This is a genomic window from Rufibacter hautae, from assembly GCF_008271695.1.
In the GTDB taxonomy this organism is placed as follows: domain Bacteria; phylum Bacteroidota; class Bacteroidia; order Cytophagales; family Hymenobacteraceae; genus Nibribacter; species Nibribacter hautae.
This window is the reverse complement of sequence record NZ_VKKY01000001.1, coordinates 1,144,765-1,164,575: the sequence shown is the minus strand read 5'-3', so window position 1 is coordinate 1,164,575 and position 19,811 is coordinate 1,144,765. Positions and strand designations below refer to the sequence as shown.

Below are 19,811 nucleotides of genomic sequence, written 5' to 3'. Positions count from 1 at the left end.
ATAAGGACCCTTTAACATTTACCCATATGATTACCGCCCATACAACCCCTTCTGTTACCCGAAAAGTCGTTAGAATCATCAGTAAGACCAAGGAGATAAAGCCCTCCCGCCTCCGGGCCTCAGCCAACCTGAACAAGGAGTTCGGCTTTGACACCGTAGATGTGGTAGACATTATCCTGGAGCTGGAGAAACGTTTCAAGATTGTCATCCCCGACGAAGTGCCCCTGAACACCGTTGGTGATTTTGTGAACTATGTCTCCAGCCACACCATGCGCCAGGCAAGTTAATCCCTTTATTAGAGTGCTCATTTTTTGACTCAGAAAGGCAGGGGGAGTTTCCTTCTGTCTTTCTTCATTTACATGAGACGGGGCTTGTTTTGAGGCTGTTTTTAGGGAAACGGATGTAAAACAGTTTTTAAGCGCATGGTCCCCCTTGGAAGGGGGTAGGGGGATGACTTCTTCTTCTTTCTTCTTTCTTCTCTCTTCACTCTTCTCTGGTTCAAGTTTTCAACTTGGACCTACCATGGTCTGCAGTTTGCAACTGCAGTGAGGCGTTAGCCTCAAACCCACTCTAGAGGTCTTTACTTCCTGTTGCCTTTCTTCTAACTCTTGGGTTGCAGCCGCGGTCTGCGGGCGTTTGTCACTTTTCTCCTTGATGAGAAAAGTAACCAAAAGAATCAAGAAGCCTCAAACTCGCTGACGCTCGGACAGTGAGGCTTCATTCCAGTACCACCCCGCAGCCGTCCTCTGTTCCATAGCACACGCAAGCCACTGCCATTCAAATAGTTCTTCCGTGCGTCAGGCCGTGCCTCGGCCTCACTGTAGACCTTCGCCCCGGCCTGCCGCAGGATACGGGTGGTCTTGGTATTCGTCTAGATTATGCATCTGGGTTATCTGATCATGTAGAGACAAGGCATGCCTTGTCTCCAACGGTTCTGACGCAAACAACAGCTGCTACCAGAAAGGGCACCCACAAGAGGTGCCCCTACATTCCTCATCGTTCTCTGGCCAACCTCGCCTGTGCCGTTATTGGTGTTATCACCAATAACCAGAACTGCGCCCCAACCACCTACTGATATTTTGCGAAATTCCCCTCCTCGGAGGGGTAGGGGTGGGTTGTATTTCGAGGCCATTAACAGAAAATAGACCAAAAGCGCCTGTGTTTCAACTCGCCAACAGAGATACTCCAAAGCCACTCAGGACCCAAGACTCAGAGCTCAGAACTCCTTTCAAAAGACTTCCAACCGGTAGGCTTTCAGTTGCTTGTCCAGGCCGCGGGCGTCGCCGCTGATTTTGTCCAGGAGAGCCCAGAAGCGGGGACCGTGGTTCTTTTCTACGGTGTGCGCCAGCTCGTGCAGGATGACGTAGTCGCAGAGGTGCTCCGGCAGGCGCATGAGGTGCAGGTTCAGGTTGATGTTGTTGGTGTGAGAGCAGCTGCCCCAGCGGGTCTTGGCGTTTTTGATGGTCACCTGCTGGAAAGAGAACCCGAACTGCCGGGCGAAGTGCGCCACGCGCTGGGGCAGGTAGCGCTTGGCCTCTAACCGGAGGGTGTATTCCACCGCGTTTTTGATGTAGTCCTGCACATCGGTGTGTTGCAAGTCAATCTGCTCGGGGTACCACACGTACAGCACACCGTCTTTGATCCGGCTCTTGCAGTGCGGCAAGGGATGCGGCAGTAGGAGGAGTTGGTGGAAACGGGTTTTGAACTCCACCTCGGGGGAGAACAGCGTCTTTTTACTCTGCTGTAGTTGCTGCGATGACAGGTGCTTTCTAATCCAGGGGGCTTTCTCCTGCACGAAGGCCTCGGCCTGCGCCAGCGTAGCGCGTTTGGGTAAGGTCACCCGTACGCCTTTGCAGGGCCTGATGCTGATTCTAACGTATTTTGCCGTGGCGCTGGGAACAAACTGCACAAGGCCTATGGTGTCAATCTCCTTCTCCAGAATCCCCGATGCAAGGGTAGGGCTGCTTTTCTTCCTCTCCATATCCCGGCAAAGATACAGGTTGGGCCGCTATTTTCCCGTATGCCTGACCTCACCCTGTAAAACAGAAAAGGCGCCCGTTTAAGGCGCCTTTTCCTAAAATAAGCTCCAAACCTTACCGTACGTTCCCGCCGTGGTCTGTGTCATAGCTGTTGCTGTTGGGCACGCGGGTGCTATCTGTGGTAGAGGCGCGCACGTTTGGCTCGCCGTAGCCGGTAGGCACGCCGTGGTCGGTGGGGGCGGCGTCATGGGTGGCCGTTGGGTCAATCTCCTGGATGGGCGTACCTTCCACGGAGTGCAGACTGGTCACCGGAATGTCATCATGCTGGTTAGGGATGATGCCGCCGGTAGAGCCCTGCGAGCCCGAGGAGTTGTTCCCCACCTGCATGTTGCCTTCGCCGTAGGTGTGGTTCTGCTGCGAGGCCGAGGAGCCGATGCCCGTATTGGACGGGGCCGATAGGCGATTGCTACCGTACTGGCCCGGGGCCTCGTTCTCGTACTTAGGCGTGTGGGCCGATGGGTCTGTGTGCATGGAAGAAGGCACCACGGCACCAGCCTGGGCGGGGGTTCTGCCCATAGAAGTCTCCCAGGCCAGGAACTTGTCCATCTCGGTCTTGATGCTGGTCATGAACCAGGCCAACAGCGTGACATCGTCCAGGAGCCCGATGATCGGAATCCAGTCTGGTACCATGTCAATGGGCGAGAGGAAGTAGATGAGCACGGCCACACCCATCACAATGGTGTTTTTAGGGATGCCGTGGTACTCCCCTGAAACGGAGGCCTTGATCAGGCGCGACAGCGTGGCCACGCTCTCCACCGCCTCGGAGGCAATCGTCCCGAAATCCTTTTTCTCGGAGGCCTTCTGGTAGGCATCGTTCAGGAGGGTCTTGATGCGCAGCGGCTGCTTGAGGTATTCTTCGGCCTTGTGCAGGAACCGCTTGAAGGCGGAGGACTGGTGTACATTGTTGGGGTTATCGGTTTGGTTTTCCATATGGGTATTGACGTTTGAGTAACAGGTGTAAAGATCGGCGCTTCACTTCCGCAGCGGCAAGTAACAAAAAAGAATGGAGATCGGGTAAGAAGGTAAAGGATGCCGGCACGTACGTTGGCTTGTAACACTTTCTATACTTGTTTTAATAGGAAATAGTTAGAAGCGCCTGCGGATAACAGGCCGGTTTTGAGGCTGTTTTCCCATAAATAACCCAGAAACAGGAAGCATAAAAAAAGCGCCTGCCCTGTAGAACAGAGCAGGCGCTTTTTTTATGCTTGAAGCTGCGGCAGCTTAGATGGGTCTGCCGGCGGCGTAAAAGTTTCTCTTGTAGTAAGGAGACATAAGGGAGTTGATCATGACCCCACCGTTAGAGGCGGCATGGATGAATTTGCCGTCTTCCAGGTAAATGCCTACGTGATAGATGGGTTGGCCGGGCCCGCGGCGGAAGAAAACCAGGTCGCCGGTTTCAAGGGCGTTTTTGGAAACTCTGTTCACCTCATGGAACATGGAGCGCGAGCTGTGGGTAAGGTTGATGCCGTACACTTGCTTGTAGACCTTGCTCACGAACCCAGAGCAGTCAGTGCCGCGTTGGGTGTTTCCGCCGGAGCGGTAAGGGGTGCCAATCCAGTCGGCTACGGTTTCCAGCAGGGCTTTGTCTTCGTCGTAATCCAACTTAAGGCCTAGCGACTGGGAGTAGTAGTTGTAGAAAAGCGAGTCTTTGAAGGTGAGGCTTTTCTCTTTGGTTACCCCGCTGAGCGGATCGTTAGCACGGAAATTGTTGTGTGCCAGCGCCCATTCCTGGATTTGTTCTGATGGGGTGACCGATAATGCTTCCTCAGAGTAGTTGTTGGCTGAAGAAGGTTGTACTTCATAGAAGAAGGACAGAAACGCAGAGCCTAAGGCTAGTGCAGACAGAATGTAACTTTTCATCATCTGTTTTAATGGTGAAACATCGGGTGGTACCGGCTGCAGCAGAGACCACCTCGCGGCTCTTCCAACTGTCAGCGTCAGAGACGCTTAAAAACAGGAAGAAAGCCCTTTTACAGAAAGAATGTTATTTTCCAACATACTCTCATTATTTCAAAGGTAAATATGAAACCTTTTAAAACCAAACTCGTTTAAAGCCCGGTTTATTGTGCGGGAATTGTAAAGAAGGGAAATGGATGCAAGAATGTAGCTTTAGAAGCCTGTCTGCCGTATAATTTGGCAAAAAAGAAAGATGCAGCCCCTGGAAAATAATTTGAAAATTATTGAGAACTCACCTTTGGCGCGGTTTGCCCGCTGGAAGTTGAAGAGCACCAACGTGGCCATGGTGCTGGGCAAAACTATACACTTGAGCGGAGTTTCCAAAGAAAATTTTTTACTGGACAGTGCTTGGGTGGCGCATGAATTGTGCCATGTGCGTCAGTTTCAGGAGCATGGCTACCTTAGATTTCTCTGGCTGTACCTGCTAGAATCGGTGAAGGTGGGCTACTATAATAATAAGTATGAGGTGGAAGCCCGCATGGCCGGGGTGAAACAGAGCCTCCTGGCGAAGCAAAATCAGGCTAAGCCGCCTACGGGAGCGGTTTAGAAACTTTCAGAACTTGCCATAAAGAAGGGCTGCCGTTTAGGGCTTGTTTTCTGCAAAACAAGCCCTAAACGGCAGCCCTTCTAAGTTATTGGTATTCTTTGCGCTCTAGCTATTGTTGCGCCATTTAATGGTGCAGCCAATGGCTTTGGTGCTGGTTTGCGGCACGGCCTTGCCCGAAAGCAGGTTGTCCAGGGCGGCCTCTACGTAGCGTTTCTGTACTTTCTCTGGATCACCGGAGTTGTCGTCTATCGCGCCAATATAGGACACTTTCAAGTCCTGGCCAGATTTGGTGAGAATATAGACGTGCGGCGTGCGGGTAGCGCCGTAGCGTTTTGCCACTTCCTGGGACTCGTCATACAGGTACACAAACGGGAATTTCTTGTCGCTGGCGCGTTTCTGCATCTGGGCGTAGGAGTCGCCCGGGGAAGCAGTCACGTCATTGGGGTTAATGGCGATGACCGGGTAGCCCTTGGCGGCGTATTTCCGGTGCAGCTGGATGAGGCGGTCTTCGTACAACTTGGCGTAAGGGCAGGTGTTGCACGTGAACGTCACGATATACCCTTTGGCTTCTTTCTGGTCGCGGAGGCTCACCAATTGACCATTTACGTTCTTCAATTTGAAGTCCGAGGCGGTGTCACCCACCTGGTAACCGCCATCGGCGGCTTTGTAGGCGGAGGTTCCCAGCAGCGTGAACACGCTGAGGAGTAGGAGCAAGTAGTAAGGTTTTTTCATAAGCGTAAGGTTTGAGGGAGACTAAGGGTTTTGTGGGAATTTAGAAGTAATGTATTCCTGCAGTTGCGCCAGCGTAATGGGTTTCTCTATGAAAAACCGCTGTTTGCGGCTGTTGTTCACAAAGAGGGTAGCCGGAATAGCGCCGCTCCACGAGGGGTCTATTAGGTCAATCCAGGCATTCTGGTCGGGCTCATCCAGCAGAAAAACTGTGCTCTGCAGCTTGTGCCGGTTAACGAAGGGCACTACCTTCTTCTCCAGGTCCTTGGCGAAGTCCATGCTCACCAGCACCACCTGGATCGGCTTGCCGGCACTCTGCTTCTGCAGCGCCTCAAAGTTGGGGAGTTCCTCAATGCAGGGTTTGCACCAGGTGGCCCAGAAATTGATGACGTAGGTGGTGTCTGATTTTGAATTAAGGTATTTCTGCAGGTGCGGGAGCTTTACGCTGGCCACATTTTGGGTTTGGGCCATAGCGTTCCCAGTCAGGAGTAAACTGCAGAGCAAAGCACTGAGGCAAAGGATTCTCCGGGGGACCATAGCAGTAGTGTATTTCATACCAATGTAACGATTCTATCTATACCAAAGTACAACTGGGTAGGATTTTAACATATACGTAACAAAATTGACATGTCACAGAAACTCGCAGGAAAGAAAATAGCCATTCTTGTAGAAAACGGATTTGAGCAGGTAGAGCTGGAAAAGCCGAAGGCCGCCCTGGAAGAGGCCGGCGCCGAGACCCACATCATCTCCCCGCAATCCGGCAAAGTGAAGGCTTGGGCCATGACCGACTGGGGCCAGGAATTCACCGTGGACAAAGAGCTGAAAAGCGCCGTAACCTCTGACTATGACGGTCTGCTGCTGCCCGGCGGCGTCATGAACCCAGACTATCTGCGGGCCAATGAGCAGGCAGTGGCCTTTGTGCGGGCCTTTAATGACAACGGAAAACCTATTGCAGCTATCTGCCACGGCCCCTGGGCCTTGATAGAAGCGCAAGCCGTGCAAGGAAGAAAAATGACCAGCTGGCCCTCCCTTAAAACAGACCTCACCAACGCCGGCGCCAATTGGGTAGACCAGGAGGTAGTCACAGACCAGGGATTGGTGACCAGCCGCAAGCCAGACGATATCCCCGCTTTCAACAAGAAGATGATTGAGGAATTCGCCGAAGGAAAGCACGATAGGTCCTAAGTTCGCCAACTAAAAAGCGAGCGCGCCGATGACCATGTCATCGGCGCGCTCGTTTTGGGCCTGATTTAAATAAAATAATCCTAAAACGGAAACCCTTAAAAAAGCAGAAGGTGCTGCCATTCCGGAGCACCTTCTGCTTGAAAACCCTTTTATTAGTGCTTGTTAGAATCCTACGCCCAGGTAAACCTGGAAGTTTCCGGCTCTGATGTCATTGAGGGCACGGTTGGCATTAGCCGAGTCGAACTTGCCCAGGTCCTCAAAGCTGCGGTAGTAACGGCCGCCTACCCTGAAGATGAATACCTTGGCTTCAATCCCCGCGGCCGCGCCGTAGTCAAAGGTGTTCAGGCCTTCCTTGTCAATTTCCTTGTCGTTTTCCTTGGCGGTGAGCATCACGCCCACCTGCGGACCCGCATGAATGCTGATGTTGTCTGTCAGGCTAAGCACGCCTAAAACCGGCACATCAATGTAATCAAACTGTCTGTCAGCGTCATTGGCGTTCACTTCGCGGCGGGTGTAAAGGGCCTCCGGTTGGATGGAGAACACCCGGCTCACACTGAACTGGGAATAGACACCTGCGTGCCAGTTGGTGGAGGACTTGAGGTTGTCCAGCATGTTTTTGCCATCGCCCTGAAGCGAACTGAAAAGCACCCCGCCTTTCACCCCGAAACCGCTGTTGGTGCGTTCGCCGCCGCCAGATTCTTCGTTGTGGTTGATGACGCCTCTGTTCAGCACGCGCTCCTGCGCCTGTGCAGCTTCAAAGAAAAATACACTTATGAACAGTAAACAAAGTTTTTTCATAGTAGGTAGTACATTTGGGGTAGTGGATAAACCCTTTCCGCAGAAACGGGTTGTTCCTCTTATACTATCTCTTGCCTATAATGTTGCAGACAAACATTCTGCACAAAGACAATGTTGTCACAGTAACCCAGTTGAATCTGAAGAGGAATAATCCTAAAAGCCGCTTGCCCTTAAACTATGCTTAAAATTGCCTGGTCCCCCGAGTACGCGCATCCGTTGCCGGAAAACCACCGGTTTCCCATGCTCAAGTACGAGCTGCTGCCGCAGCAACTCCTCTACGAAGGCACCGTGACACAGGAGAACTTCTTCCAGCCTGCGTCTTTGCCGGAGGAGCGCATCCTGCGCGTGCATGCAAAGGAGTACTGGCGGCGGCTACACGGCCTGGAACTCACGCCCTCCGAGATCAGGAGAACCGGTTTTCCGTTGTCCAAGGAGTTGGTGGCGCGGGAAGTTATGATCATGGGCGGCACAGTGATGGCTGCGGAGTTTGCGCTGGAATACGGCATGGGCATGAACATTGCCGGCGGCACGCACCATGCCTTCACTGACCGGGGCGAAGGATTCTGCCTGCTCAATGACAACGCGCTGGCGGCCCAGTACCTGCTGGATGAAGGCAAGGCACAGAAAGTACTGATTGTGGATCTGGATGTGCACCAGGGCAACGGCACTGCCCAGATTTTCGCCGAGGAGCCGCGCGTGTTTACCTTTAGCATGCATGGCGGCAATAACTATCCGCTGCACAAAGAAAAATCTGACCTAGACGTGCCTCTGCCCGATGGTATTGGCGATGCCGACTACCTGAAATTACTGCGCGAGCATCTGCCCGCTCTTATGGAGCAAGTGAACCCCGATTTCGTGTTTTTCCAGAGCGGGGTAGATGTGCTGGCCTCGGACAAGTTGGGTAAACTGGGGCTCACTCTGGCCGGCTGCAAAGAGCGCGACCGGCTGGTGCTGGATCTGTGCCACCAACGCAGAATTCCCGTGTGCGCCAGCATGGGCGGCGGTTACTCTACCCGCATTGCAGACATCGTGGAAGCCCACGCCAATACCTTCCGGCTGGCCCAGCAGATCTTCTTTTAAAAAAGTATCAGATAACACGTATCCCGTAGCAAGATTTTTATCCTGATACTTGGTACGTGCTACCTGGTACGTAAATCAAATACGGGTTTTTAGTTTGGAATCGGTGCCGCGAAGGAAGGGGAGGGAGCGTTTCAGAGCCAGGTAGATCCCTGGCACCAGCAGGAGCACAAGCAGTAAGTAGATCATCACCTTCATGATCTCAAAGAAGAGGCTGATGACCATTGCTGATAAAAGGATGGATGCTGCCAGAAGCAGCCAGAACTGAAGGGGTTGTTTTGAGGAACTTCGGCCCATGGGAAAATATTTGGTGAAACAATGTGCGGTAGCTTAACCTTAATAGGATGGCTTCCGCTTTTGACAGGGAGCTTTCTGCGTAGTAACCGATGGTTTAAAAATGCGGTAAATACGTATATGTTTCTCTGTTTAAGTAAGTTACAAATTATTTTTCGTTTTGGTGCCGTTTTTCTGCAATCGGGCCGAAAACAATCTGCCAACGAAACGCCCATCGCCACCGCAAACGGTAGCTTTGGACACCTGCTTTGCCTAGCGTCCGCTGCCAGTCGGTGCGGGAAAAAGCCCGCAGCACCGAGAGCGGCGCGTCATGTTTTACCAGGTACGAGCGCGAGAATAGTTGGGTAAGGCCCTTGATGGAATAATACGCCAGCGGGTGCCGGTGGATGTCGTTGATGAGCACTGCCACGCGTACCTGGTCTTTCAGTTGGCCCAGGAGAGAAGCCAAGGCCGCCTCCGGGAAATGGTGCAGGAAAAGGCTGCAGATGACAATGTCAAACTCCTGCTGGGCGAACTCCGGTGAGAAGACATCGGCTTGCCGGTAAGAGATTTCGGGGTAGTCTTGGCTCAGGGCGGTGCTGTATTGGAGCATGAAGGCGTTGGCGTCTATGCCGGTCAATTCCACAGGCAGGTTTTTGTGCCGTGCCCAGCGGGCCACCATGCGCAGGGTGTCGCCGCCGCCACTGCCCAGATCGGCTATTTTAAGCTTGTTTTTGGGGAAAGAGGCCAGAAACGGATCGCGCATGATCTGGTCCAAACCGTGGCGTACCACGTCATGGCCGCCCAGCCAGATGTTGATGAACTCCAGTTCCTGCAGGTTCCGGCGCAAGTCGTCGCTGGCCAGCGACAGGTCGTCCATCAACTCCGGTTCCGTGGACCGCTCTTTAAACATAGTGCACCGACAGTAGCATGGACTCCAGGGTGAGCCCCGGCCCGAAGGCGAAGCTGAGAATGGGCGCCTCGTGGCGGCCGGGCTGCAGCTCCTGCCAAAGCGCATGCAGCACAAACAGGACCGTAGCCGAGGACATGTTCCCGAACTGGCGCAGCACCTGGTAGGCGTGCCGGTTGTCTTTGGCGGTAAGGCCCAGTGCCTCTTCAATCACCTCCAGGATCTTGCGCCCGCCCGGATGAATGGCAAACAGATCTATCTCCTCCAGTTTCAGGTTCAGCTTCTGCAGCAGCGACTGCGTCAATTGCCCGATGCCCTGCTTGATTAACGCCGGCACATAAGAGGAAAGCGTCATCTCAAACCCGAAATCATGGATGTGCCAAGCCATGTCTTTGTGCCCCGACGGTGCCAAATCGCAGTGAAAGGCATCTACGCGCAGTGACAGCGGTGAAAGCGGCTTGGGGCTTACCAGTACGGCGGCGGCGCCATCGGCAAAGAGAGAGTTGGAAACCAGATGGTCGCTTTGCTGCTGTTTTTGGAAATGCAGGGTGCAGAGCTCGGTGCAGACAATGAGCACGCGGGCATGGGCATCGGCGCGGCAGATGGTATCGGCTACCTTGAGCGCGTTGAATGCGGCGTAGCAACCCATGAAGTAAATGCACGTGCGTTGCACCTGGCTAGGCAAGCCCAAAGCTTCCACCAGTTCAATGTCTAGGCCTGGGGCGTACATGCCCGTGCAACTAACCGTAATGAGGTGGGTGATCTGGCTCACGTCCATATCCGGGACCTGTGCCAGGCATTCCTGTGCAGCCTCCACTGAGAGCGGCAAAGCGCTTTTGCGGTATTCCTGCATGCGGTCTCCCACGGTGGGAAAAGGCTCCAGGCCGGGTGTGTTGGGGTAGAACTCGTACTCGCCGTTCTGGCGGCCGTAGTCGGGGAGGGCCGTATGGCGCTGTTCAATGCCCGACACCCGGTACAGGGCTTTGAGTTTGCGCGTGTCGTCCTTGTCCAGCTGAAGGGCCTCGGCCATGAAATCAGCGATCTGTTGCTGAGGAAAAGCATACGGTGGATTTGCCGTACCGATGGCGCAGAGGTAACTCTTCATATATTAAGTATAAGCAAAATTGCGGCAAGATGTTTAAAGAGCCGGATTTGTTTTGCCGGGGCTCCGGGCAGAGGGGGATTGAGTGCCCGCTATCGGGAACATACTCATATCCCCGGGCTGAGGTTTTGGCAAAAGAAGAAAGCCCGAAAAAGTCCTCTAAAAGCAATTTGAACGCGGGTTATTTCAGCAAGTTCGTTTTATGCCGGTTTCTCAAAAATCAGGTCAAAAGCAGAAAGGCAGATGATCACATTTCTGAGGCCATACCATCAAAAAGGTTTGCCGTGCGTGCGCCGCATGATGGCACCCACCGCGCCCGGCAGGTATTTGAGGCTGGTGACCGCCAACTCAGACAAGACCGGCCTGCCGAACAGGCGCTGCACCAAACGGCCGGTTTGCAGCCTGGCACCAAACTGCCGCTGCCAAGCCTTTGAGTAAATATTCTCCAACTGGGTTCTGGTTTGCTGGCCGTTCAGGAACAAAAGCACCTGTTCAGACAGCAGTTTCGCCGAATGGATGGCCATGGCCATGCCGTTGCCGCAGAGCGGCGTGATGAGACCGGCGGCGTCTCCGCTCATGAGTACGTGGTCTTCTAGGCAGGCTTTGGGCGCGAAGGAAATCTCGTTGATGACCTCGGGCTGGGGATACAGGAACTCGCTGTTCTGGAGAAGATCGCGCAGCCAGGGGTTCTTGCTTAGTTCCTGGGCTTCCATTTGGGCAATAGTACCGTGCTTTTTCAGGTTGTGGCGGGTAGTGAGATAGCAGAAACAATACCGGTCCTCCTCAATGGCAGATACCCCAGCGTACCCATCAGCGAAATTGTGCAGCGCAATGACATGCTTAGGAAACTGCGTGCGGAGGTGGTATTTGACCGCCAAATACGGGGAGCGTTCCTCAAAAAAGGAGCGGTTCAGGCGGCGGTCCAGCGCGCTGCGTTTTCCGTAGGCCCCAATCACCACCGGGACCTGCAACTGCTCTCCAGAAGAAAGGGTCACGGTGAACTCATGACCGTCAAAAGCCACGTCGGTGGCGCTCACCTGCTGCCTGAATATAACGCCTTGCCTTTGCGCCAGTTGAAAAAGGTGATAATCCAGGGTGTACCGGCTAACCCCAAAGCCGCCTAAATCCAGCGGCGTCTGGAGCGTGCGGCCGGTGGGGGAAGACAGCATGAAATGCGTTAAGTGGGCGGGTTTTAATCCTTCTACGTCTACGCCCAAGCGCTGCAGAAAAGGCAAGACCTCGTTGGAGATATATTCGCCGCATACCTTATGGAAGGGAAACCTTTTTTTCTCTACCAGTGTCACCTCTACGCCCTGGCCCGATAGTTGCAAAGCATTCACCAAACCGGCTAATCCTCCTCCAATGACAATGACTTTGCGGGTAACCATAGGTGCGGGTAAGATGTTGTTTTTATGCTATAATTGATATTTAAAACAATTGATTTACGTATTTGTTCAGTATAAAATACAAAACTAAGTGTACTCCTTGATCGTTAACAAGTTATAAGTTAATGGCTCAAGTTCGTATTCAGGATTAAAGAAAACTCATGAAACACTTTATACTCTTAATTATTATTTGTCTCACCTTCTTTGACTCGTCGGCCCAGGTTAGAACCCGGCCGCTGCCAACAGAACAGAAGAGCGAGGCAAAGGCTGACGTAGAAGATCAGTCTTTGTCGGTGTACCCCAACCCCTCCAGCGGCGTAATCACCATCTCACTGGAAGGCTTTGAAGGCAAAAAGACCGATCTCCGGATCATGAATGTTATTGGCAACGTGGTGTACCGTGAGGTAATACAGGACCCAGATACCCACTACATGAAAGTACTAGACCTTAACAAGCTATCCAAAGGATTGTACTACGTAAAACTGGAGGCCCCCTCCTACAGTGAAGTAAGGAAAGTAATTCTAAAGTAGCATTCAGCCACTTATAAGTGAAAGGCAAAACCAATGGTTTTGCCTTTTTTATTTGCTTTTAACCCACTGAGAGGCAATGTGAAACTAGGAATTGCTTGGTCTTAAAGGTGATGGAAAATCAAAATTACAAGCACTTACCCAAGCGATATCGATACTTAGATGAAATGGTCTTCACGTTCATTTCTTTACAGGCGGTGTATGTCTAATTTGTTTGTATTAAAAGGTGCAAACAAAAAAATCAGGAAATATACGGAAAGCAAAGGTGGGTATAACCCGAAGAAGGGTCCTGGAATTATGGGTTATAAAGCAAATGGATGATTATTTGTTTTATTAACTGAATATCAAAAAGCACTGCTGCAAGGCCTGTTAAAGAAGTAATGTTCTTTTTGTAAATGGTAATAGAAGCTGAATTGCGCTGTTTAATTTAAAAGACAGTATTCTGTAGAAAGTAATTGAAAAGCTAATTGACTGTGTTGGGTGAGTAATTTATTATTTGCAATGCAATTGAATTAGCCTACAAAGAATTATTGGAATAAATAAAGCAGGGCGGCAAACCAGCAGGTGGAAGGCTGCAGCTAAACAGGATTATCAGGGTTTAATAAAGGCCACGCCAAGAGGTGGCCAGTGAAGAGGGAAAAGGAAAGTGGCCTCGCCGGGAATCGAACTCATTGGCTTTACTTACATTGAGTTTGTTGTCAAGTAGGTTAAAAGCCTCTTTTCTCTTAATTATAAGGTTTTTAAACTAAAATGAAAGCAAGTAAAGTTAAAGTAGTGTAAATTTTAGTGTCCGAAATATTTCCGAAGTTCGGAAACGTATTTAACTTTAAGGTGTACCACAGGCACCTGCGATGACACTGAACTACTACCTGGACAAACCTAAGGCGGAGGGGGATACCGCCATCTACCTGTTCCTGAGGACCGGCAAGCAGACTATCAAGATAAAGACCGGTCAGTACATCAATCCCAAGTACTGGAACACCAAGCCGGATAAGAACGGCAACCATGTGAAGCGGAACTTCACCGGCTGTGTGGAGTTCAACGCCTGGCTGGACAACCGCCGGAGCGAAATGCTCAAGCTATATAACCGGCTCACTGCCGATGGGAATGTCTCTTTCGAGGAGCTGAGGGAGGCGGTACTGTCGCACCATGAGGAGAAGGAGCCGGAGCGGGTGGTGGGCCTCCTGGAGCATCTGCTGGGTTTTATAGCGGTCAGGTCCACCGAGTTGAGCAAGGCCACGCTAGCGAAGTATAAGATCCTCCACAACCACCTGGACGGGTTCAGCAGACACCTTCGCTTCAAACTCTCCTTCGAGGCCATAGATATGCGCTTCTTCGATCTGTTCCGGGCCTACCTAATCCAAGAGAAGAAGCACACGGACAATACCCTCTGGAAAGACTTCGCCACCCTCAAGACTTTCATGGCCTGGGCGAATGATAGGGGGCTGCACCAGAACCTTACTTTCAGGAAATTCAAAGTAGCCCAACGAGAGGCAGAGATGGTCTACCTTACGGAGGAGGAGTTGATGAGGCTGTACAATGCCGAGCTGCCATTAGGCAGTAAGCTGGACAGGGTCCGCGACTGCTTCTGTTTTGGGTGTTTCACCGGCCAGCGGTATTCTGATATAGCTAAGCTGCGGCGCAGTGATGTAAAAGGAAATAGGTGGCTGTTGAGGGATGACAAAACCGACAAGGCCCACCACATTGTGCCCTTGAACGGCTTTGCACTCGCAATACTTGAGAAGTACGAGGGGGATACGAAGCCCTTGCCCGTGATAAGCAACCAGAAGTCGAACGAATACATAAAAGACCTCTGCGAAATGGTGGGTATCGACGAGCCGACCACCGTCACGCGGAAGCTGGGGAGCGACAAACTGGCCAACAGCAAAAGGACAGTGGAGGATAAGGTAGTCACTGTCGTGGAGCGCGAAGCCCTGCCTAAGTATGAGTTCATCGGGACCCACACGGCCCGGCGCACCTTCATCACCTTATCGCTGGAGAAGGGCATGCGTCCGGAGGTGGTGATGCGGATCTCGGGTCACACTAACTACGCCACCTTCAAGAAGTACATCAAGATCAGCGAGAAGGTGACCGAGAACGAAATGAACGACATTTGGCGATTGCCAGCACAAATGAAGGTGGTAAGCTAAAGGAGATTAGGAAAGAGTAAAAGCAGCGCCGGTGCCGAAAAGGGTAACCCCAGTTTCCCACATCGAAGGATTGGATATGCAGCTTCAAGCATGAGTCCCATTTTCCGGAATGGGAAGGAAGTTGTTGGTTAGAAGGGCAGAGCAGTCCCCCGCTAAACTAGAATGTCTTTCGCTAAATAACAGGCCCGTTGTCCACCCTCCCCTCAAGTAACTGCTGCAACTGCACAGGAAGAGCTGAGAGAAGGTCATATCCTGTGGCCAACTCGATGGCGTCCACGGTGGTGCGGTAGGTTCCCCAGTCTGACCTTACCGTGTTGCTGTTGGGCGTGTCCACGGCGATCACCCGGGTGGAGGAGGAAATTCGCTCCAGGTCATCCCCTCCCAGCGGCAGGACCACCAACACCTTCCAGATGCGGGCCGGCACGGTGACCCTCCCGTTGTCGATGGTTCTTAAGGAGCCATTCGACCCAGTACCGCCCTCCCCGTAGCTGCCCATCACCACGTACACCTCCATGCCTTGGTCCACCAGCTCCCGGGTGTAGTCCTCCAGGTTCGCCCACAGCTCCCGGTTGTGGCTGGGTGCCTGCGGGACCATGTTCGTCATCAGGAACGTGGCTGAGTTGTCCTCCACTGTTTTGGTGCGGTCCGCCGAGGGGACGTTGTGGCCCCGGTCGAAGCCGCTGCCCGAGTAGCTGGAGGCCGTGACGCGGTACCATCCCTGCGGCAGTTCGGGGTCCGCCCTGAAGTCGTCCTGCCGATCTGCCATACCGAGCCAGTCCGGGTCTACGTGCCAGCTCACCCAGTTGGGCGTTCCCCGCTCCCGGCTGTAGGAGAACGCATACTGCGGGCGCATGATTAGGTAGTCGTCCTCGTTACTGATATCACTTGTAGCCCCGCTTGGGTTACCCAGCAGCAGCTGCTCGTCAGCCAGGGTCAAAGACTTCCTTGGGGCTACTTCCGTCTCCTTACAGCCTATAAGGAGAAGAGAGAGGAAGAGGTAGGCATATGAGTGGTAACGGCGGAGTAGGGATAAAGTCATCGGAAAAGATTTGGTTTTTTATTTCGAAACGCGGAGTAGGACAAGAGGTTTTGATCCGTAACCGCTTGAACCCAACAGATCAGAGGAAGGGGTCTGAAATAAAAATCCAACGGTGCTTCCTTGAAAACAAAAATCTTCTTTTGTATTCATAATAGTGTCGGATCATATTTTGAAACTGTTGTAGATTGCACTTGATCCCAAACCGGCACTTGGAGGGGAAGACCCAATCCTTGGTGGTATAGATTGAATATGAGCGAATCGAATACTTTATCTACAGAAAACTTTATAAACCGCTGGAAAGCATCCGGTGCCTCTGAGCGAGCCAATTACCAGTTGTTCCTTACCGAACTCTGCGAACTCCTAGGGGTGGAAAAACCGAGGCCTGCCTCTGACAAGGTGCACGAGGCTACCTACACCTTTGAGCGTCCCGTGGTTTTCGATGACGGCGAAGGTAGGACCAGCACCAACTTCATAGACCTCTACAAAAAGGACTGCTTCGTGCTAGAAGCCAAACAGGGGGCCGACAAAGCCACCGTGACAGAGGCCGAGCTGCTGGGTCTGGCGAAAGTGAAAACAAAGACCGGTACCGCTACCCGGGACACCCGCACCTGGGAACGGGAGATGAAGAAGGCTAAGGAGCAGGCCCTGCGCTACGCCCGGTCTCTACCTACCACAGAGGGTTGGCCGCCGTTTCTGGCCGTGGTGGACGTGGGCTACTGCATTGACCTATACGCCGACTTCGCTCGGCAGGGCAAGACCTACGTGCCGTTCCCTGATCCCATCAGCTACCGGATTACCTTGGAGGAACTGCACCGTCCTGAGGTGCAGGAGCGGTTGCGCCTGCTCTTCACTGAGCCTCTGGAGTTAGATCCTAGCCGCCGCGCTGCCCGCGTAACCCGTCAACTGGCTGAGCGGCTGGCCAAGCTGGCAAGTTCGTTGGAGGCCGCAGGACACACACCTGAGCAGGTGGCCGGATTCCTGATGCGCTGCCTTTTTACGATGTTCGCCGAGGATGTGCAGCTCCTGCCGGACCAGTCCTTCACCAAACTGCTCCAGGATTACCGCCAGAACCTCCAGCACTTCCCAGATGCCTTGCGGGCACTCTGGCAGAGCATGGACCGGGGCGGATTTGACCCGGCCCTGCGTACCACCATACCGCAGTTCAACGGCTACCTGTTCAAGAACCCGGAGGCGCTGCCCGTCACAGAGGCGCAGTTGGAGTTGCTCATCCAGGCCGCCGAGGCCGGTTGGGCCGATGTAGAACCCGCCATCTTCGGGACGCTGTTGGAGCGAGCCTTGCAACCCCGGGAGCGCCACAAGCTGGGGGCCCACTACACGCCCCGCGCCTACGTGGAGCGCTTGGTCATGCCCACTGTCATTGAACCTCTCCGTGAGGAATGGGAGGCGGCCCGTACGGCCTCTGCTATCCTGGAGGACAACGGGGATGAGTCCGGTGCGCGCAAGGAGATTGAGACCTTCCACCGGCGGCTGTGCTCCGTTAAGGTGCTGGACCCGGCCTGCGGAAGCGGCAACTTCCTGTACGTGACCCTGGAGCACCTCAAGCGGCTGGAGGGAGAGGTGACCGAGTACCTGGCCCACTTCCCGGGGCAGCAGGCCTTGGACATGACGGGCGGCTACACCGTAACCCCGGCTCAGTTGCTGGGGCTGGAGGTGAACCCGCGCGCCGCCGCCATCGCCGACGTGGTGCTCTGGATCGGCTACCTGCAGTGGCACTTCCGGGCGCACGGCCACGCCCAACGCCTGAGCAACCCCATCCTGCGCGAGTACGGCAACATCAAACAGCAAGACGCGGTGCTGAGCTACTCTGAGCGCCAGCCCCGGCTGGACAACCACGGCCAGCCCGTCACCCGCTGGGATGGCCACAGCACCAAGCCGCACCCGGTCACCGGGCAGGAGGTGCCCGACGAGACCGCCCGCACCGTGGTCTACGACTACCTCAACCCCCAGCCCGCCTCCTGGCCCGAAGCCGATTTCATAGTAGGCAACCCGCCGTTTGTAGGAAATAAGCGCATGCGTGATGCTTTAGGCGAAGGTTATACCGAGGCTTTGAGAAAGGCTTACAAAAATGCTGTGCCAGACAGTGCTGATTTTGTAATGTACTGGTGGTATAAAGCTGCTGAAGTTTTATCAAAGGATAAGGTGGAACGATTCGGCTTTATCACTACCAATAGCCTAACACAGTCTTTTAATAGAAGGGTGTTGCAAGCCTTCATGGATGCTAAAGAACCAATTTCTATAACTTATGCTATTCCAGACCATCCATGGGTTGATAGTGGTGATGGTGCTCAAGTTAGAATTGCAATGACCGTAGCTGAAAAAGGGAATTTTGTGGGAAGGTTGGACCTCGTAATAGTTGAAAGAGAAACAGGAGAATTGGGTAAAGAAGTTGTTCTAAAAGAAAAGAATGGTAGAATACATTCTGATATAAGTATCGGAGCAAATGTTTCTGATGTTCAAATTTTGAAGGCCAATTACAATATCGGTGCAAGAGGTATAATACCTCATGGTGCTGGTTTTATACTTTCAAAAGAAGAGAAGGACAAACTGAATCCTGCAAATAGTTTAGACACAATTATAAAGCCTTACAGAAATGGAAGGGACATTAATCAAGTCCCTCGGATGGTATATGTGATAGATACCTTCGGTTACTCAGAAAAGGAATTAAGAGACAAGCACGGAGAAATTTATCAATGGTTACTAGAAAGAGTAAAGCCTGAAAGAGACCAAAATAACGATAAGACAAGAAGAGAAAATTGGTGGCTTCATGCACGGTCAAATGAAAAGTTAAGAAACTCAATACGAAACCTGAGCTGTTATATTGTAACTGTGCAAACGTCGAAACACAGAACCTTTTCTTTTTTAGAAGGAACAATTATGCCTGATGATAAGCTAATAGCTATAGGTTCAGAAGATGAATTTCATTTAGGCGTTTTATCATCTAACATTCATACAAGTTGGGCATCAGCAACCGGAGGAAGAATGGGCGTAGGAAATGATTTAGTTTATGACAAAACTAAGTGCTTTGACCCATTCCCTTTCCCCGCCGCCACCGAAACGCAGAAAGAGCAAATCCGCAGCCTCGCCGAACAGCTGGATACGCACCGGAAGCATCGGCAATCCCTGCACCCCACGCTCACCATCACAGACATGTACAACGTGCTGGAGAAGCTGAAAGCGGGCGAGGCCCTCACGGCCAAAGAGCAGAAGACGCATGAGCAAGGGCTGGTGAGCATCCTGCAGCAACTGCACCAAGAGTTGGACGCCGCCGTTGCTGCTGCGTATGGCTGGCCCGCCCATCTGCCCGAAGAGGAAATTCTGGAACGCCTGGTGGCGCTGAACAAAGAACGCGCCGCCGAAGAGGCCCGTGGCCTCATCCGTTGGCTCCGCCCCGAGTATCAGAACCCGCAAGGCATCCAGCAGGCGGACATGGGTATAGAAACTACTGCAAAGGTGGTTAAAGCCACTGCAAAAGAAGTACTGGCTTGGCCTAAAACACTTGCCGAGCAGGCGCAGGCAGTGCAACGGGCGCTACAAGTGCATGAGCGTCCTGCCACCGCCCAAGATCTGTATCGCCAGTTTAAGCCAGTAGCCAAGGCCCAGCAGCCTCAGCGCCTTCAGCAAATCGAGAGCCTCTTGCAAACTTTGCATGGCTTGGGACTGCTCAGAAAAACCGAGCAGGAACAGTATGTGAAGTAGAAAAGAACGGTTTGATATGCTCTCAGGTGGGTTGAAACCCACGAATCAGGAAAGCCCTTGTTCTTAGCGAGCGAGGGCTTTCTTATTTACCTGCTGCCACTAGTTCCACTTTCAGGCAATCCTTATCGCTCATAATCCATCAGCTCAACAATGGGAACCTCCAAGGCCTCGCAGATAGAGAAAAGCATCTCCAGGGTAGGGGACTGCCTGCCGTTCTCGATCCGCAGCACGGTGGTCTTGCCGATGTTGGCGATGTCGGCCAGGGCCTGCTGGGAAAGCCCTTTCCCCTCCCTCAGCCTTTTGAGGTGGAACCCGAATCTCTTTGTCTTCTCAAGGTGGCGCACCTCCAAAGGTGGCATACCGTCCATTTTTACTTG

The 19,811-nt window shown here is 52.8% G+C and carries 19 protein-coding genes; 7 read left to right on the top strand and 12 right to left on the bottom strand.

What is annotated here, in order from left to right:
* Positions 1-26: 26 nt before the first annotated feature.
* Entirely contained in the window at positions 27-287 is a 261-nt protein-coding gene (locus FOA19_RS04405) for an acyl carrier protein (RefSeq protein ID WP_149089559.1), read from the top strand.
* Between the two features lie 941 nt (positions 288-1,228).
* On the opposite strand, the gene FOA19_RS04400 is transcribed toward FOA19_RS04405, so the two are convergent.
* The 3 genes from FOA19_RS04400 to FOA19_RS04390 all read right to left on the bottom strand — a co-directional run bounded on the left by FOA19_RS04400 (position 1,229) and on the right by FOA19_RS04390 (position 3,902).
* Positions 1,229-1,981, bottom strand: coding sequence for a M48 family metallopeptidase (locus FOA19_RS04400; protein WP_149089558.1), 753 nt, complete (start codon positions 1,979-1,981; stop codon positions 1,229-1,231).
* 112 nt (positions 1,982-2,093) lie between these two features.
* The gene (locus FOA19_RS04395) at positions 2,094-2,969 is read right to left on the bottom strand and encodes a YkvA family protein (protein WP_149089557.1); all 876 of its coding nucleotides are present in this window, start codon (positions 2,967-2,969) and stop codon (positions 2,094-2,096) included.
* Between the two features lie 291 nt (positions 2,970-3,260).
* Positions 3,261-3,902 (bottom strand): C40 family peptidase, encoded by a 642-nt coding sequence (locus FOA19_RS04390; RefSeq protein ID WP_149089556.1) that lies wholly within the window; start codon positions 3,900-3,902, stop codon positions 3,261-3,263.
* A 307-nt stretch (positions 3,903-4,209) separates the two neighbouring features.
* Here FOA19_RS04390 and FOA19_RS04385 point away from each other — a divergent pair, with 307 nt between their 5' ends.
* Entirely contained in the window at positions 4,210-4,542 is a 333-nt protein-coding gene (locus tag FOA19_RS04385) for a hypothetical protein (RefSeq protein ID WP_223808731.1), read from the top strand.
* A 105-nt stretch (positions 4,543-4,647) separates the two neighbouring features.
* Here the strand turns inward: FOA19_RS04385 and FOA19_RS04380 are convergent, their stop codons facing one another.
* Complete coding sequence (locus FOA19_RS04380) at positions 4,648-5,274, bottom strand: thioredoxin family protein (protein ID WP_149089554.1); 627 nt, start codon at positions 5,272-5,274, stop codon at positions 4,648-4,650.
* Between the two features lie 21 nt (positions 5,275-5,295).
* The gene (locus FOA19_RS04375) at positions 5,296-5,742 is read right to left on the bottom strand and encodes a TlpA family protein disulfide reductase (protein ID WP_223808730.1); all 447 of its coding nucleotides are present in this window, start codon (positions 5,740-5,742) and stop codon (positions 5,296-5,298) included.
* Between the two features lie 156 nt (positions 5,743-5,898).
* Between FOA19_RS04375 and FOA19_RS04370 the strand changes: the two genes are divergently transcribed.
* Complete coding sequence (locus FOA19_RS04370) at positions 5,899-6,456, top strand: type 1 glutamine amidotransferase domain-containing protein (RefSeq protein WP_190300280.1); 558 nt, start codon at positions 5,899-5,901, stop codon at positions 6,454-6,456.
* 162 nt (positions 6,457-6,618) lie between these two features.
* Here the strand turns inward: FOA19_RS04370 and FOA19_RS04365 are convergent, their stop codons facing one another.
* On the bottom strand, positions 6,619-7,254 hold the full coding sequence (locus FOA19_RS04365; protein WP_149089552.1) for a porin family protein: 636 nt from the start codon (positions 7,252-7,254) through the stop codon (positions 6,619-6,621).
* Positions 7,255-7,431: 177 nt separating this feature from the next.
* On the opposite strand from FOA19_RS04365, the gene FOA19_RS04360 reads away from it, so the two are divergent.
* Positions 7,432-8,334: a histone deacetylase family protein gene (locus tag FOA19_RS04360; protein WP_149089551.1), complete on the top strand. Its 903-nt coding sequence runs from the start codon at positions 7,432-7,434 to the stop codon at positions 8,332-8,334.
* Between the two features lie 75 nt (positions 8,335-8,409).
* On the opposite strand, the gene FOA19_RS04355 is transcribed toward FOA19_RS04360, so the two are convergent.
* From FOA19_RS04355 to FOA19_RS04340, 4 genes are all read right to left on the bottom strand, one after another.
* A complete protein-coding gene (locus FOA19_RS04355; protein ID WP_149089550.1) occupies positions 8,410-8,628 on the bottom strand; it encodes a hypothetical protein in 219 nt (72 codons plus the stop codon).
* A 145-nt stretch (positions 8,629-8,773) separates the two neighbouring features.
* A complete protein-coding gene (locus FOA19_RS04350) occupies positions 8,774-9,517 on the bottom strand; it encodes a methyltransferase domain-containing protein (protein WP_223808729.1) in 744 nt (247 codons plus the stop codon).
* Positions 9,510-10,619 carry a type III polyketide synthase gene (locus FOA19_RS04345; RefSeq protein ID WP_149089549.1) on the bottom strand — a complete coding sequence of 370 codons (1,110 nt, stop codon included), beginning with the start codon at positions 10,617-10,619 and terminating at the stop codon, positions 9,510-9,512. The genes FOA19_RS04350 and FOA19_RS04345 overlap by 8 nt, the downstream gene beginning before the upstream one ends.
* Positions 10,620-10,885: 266 nt before the next feature.
* The gene (locus FOA19_RS04340) at positions 10,886-12,004 is read right to left on the bottom strand and encodes an NAD(P)/FAD-dependent oxidoreductase (protein ID WP_149089548.1); all 1,119 of its coding nucleotides are present in this window, start codon (positions 12,002-12,004) and stop codon (positions 10,886-10,888) included.
* A gap of 158 nt (positions 12,005-12,162) precedes the next feature.
* On the opposite strand from FOA19_RS04340, the gene FOA19_RS04335 reads away from it, so the two are divergent.
* Together FOA19_RS04335 and FOA19_RS04330 are read left to right on the top strand one after the other, a co-directional pair.
* Positions 12,163-12,531: a T9SS type A sorting domain-containing protein gene (locus tag FOA19_RS04335; protein WP_149089547.1), complete on the top strand. Its 369-nt coding sequence runs from the start codon at positions 12,163-12,165 to the stop codon at positions 12,529-12,531.
* A gap of 848 nt (positions 12,532-13,379) precedes the next feature.
* Positions 13,380-14,678 carry a site-specific integrase gene (locus FOA19_RS04330; RefSeq protein WP_149089546.1) on the top strand — a complete coding sequence of 433 codons (1,299 nt, stop codon included), beginning with the start codon at positions 13,380-13,382 and terminating at the stop codon, positions 14,676-14,678.
* 172 nt (positions 14,679-14,850) lie between these two features.
* Here FOA19_RS04330 and FOA19_RS04325 read toward each other — a convergent pair whose 3' ends face one another.
* On the bottom strand, positions 14,851-15,717 hold the full coding sequence (locus tag FOA19_RS04325; RefSeq protein ID WP_149089545.1) for a DNA/RNA non-specific endonuclease: 867 nt from the start codon (positions 15,715-15,717) through the stop codon (positions 14,851-14,853).
* A gap of 249 nt (positions 15,718-15,966) precedes the next feature.
* On the opposite strand from FOA19_RS04325, the gene FOA19_RS04320 reads away from it, so the two are divergent.
* Positions 15,967-19,434, top strand: a complete 3,468-nt coding sequence (locus FOA19_RS04320) for a class I SAM-dependent DNA methyltransferase (protein WP_149089544.1) — start codon at positions 15,967-15,969, stop codon at positions 19,432-19,434.
* Positions 19,435-19,556: 122 nt separating this feature from the next.
* On the opposite strand, the gene FOA19_RS04315 is transcribed toward FOA19_RS04320, so the two are convergent.
* Positions 19,557-19,793, bottom strand: a complete 237-nt coding sequence (locus tag FOA19_RS04315; protein WP_190300279.1) for a helix-turn-helix domain-containing protein — start codon at positions 19,791-19,793, stop codon at positions 19,557-19,559.
* Positions 19,794-19,811: the final 18 nt, after the last annotated feature.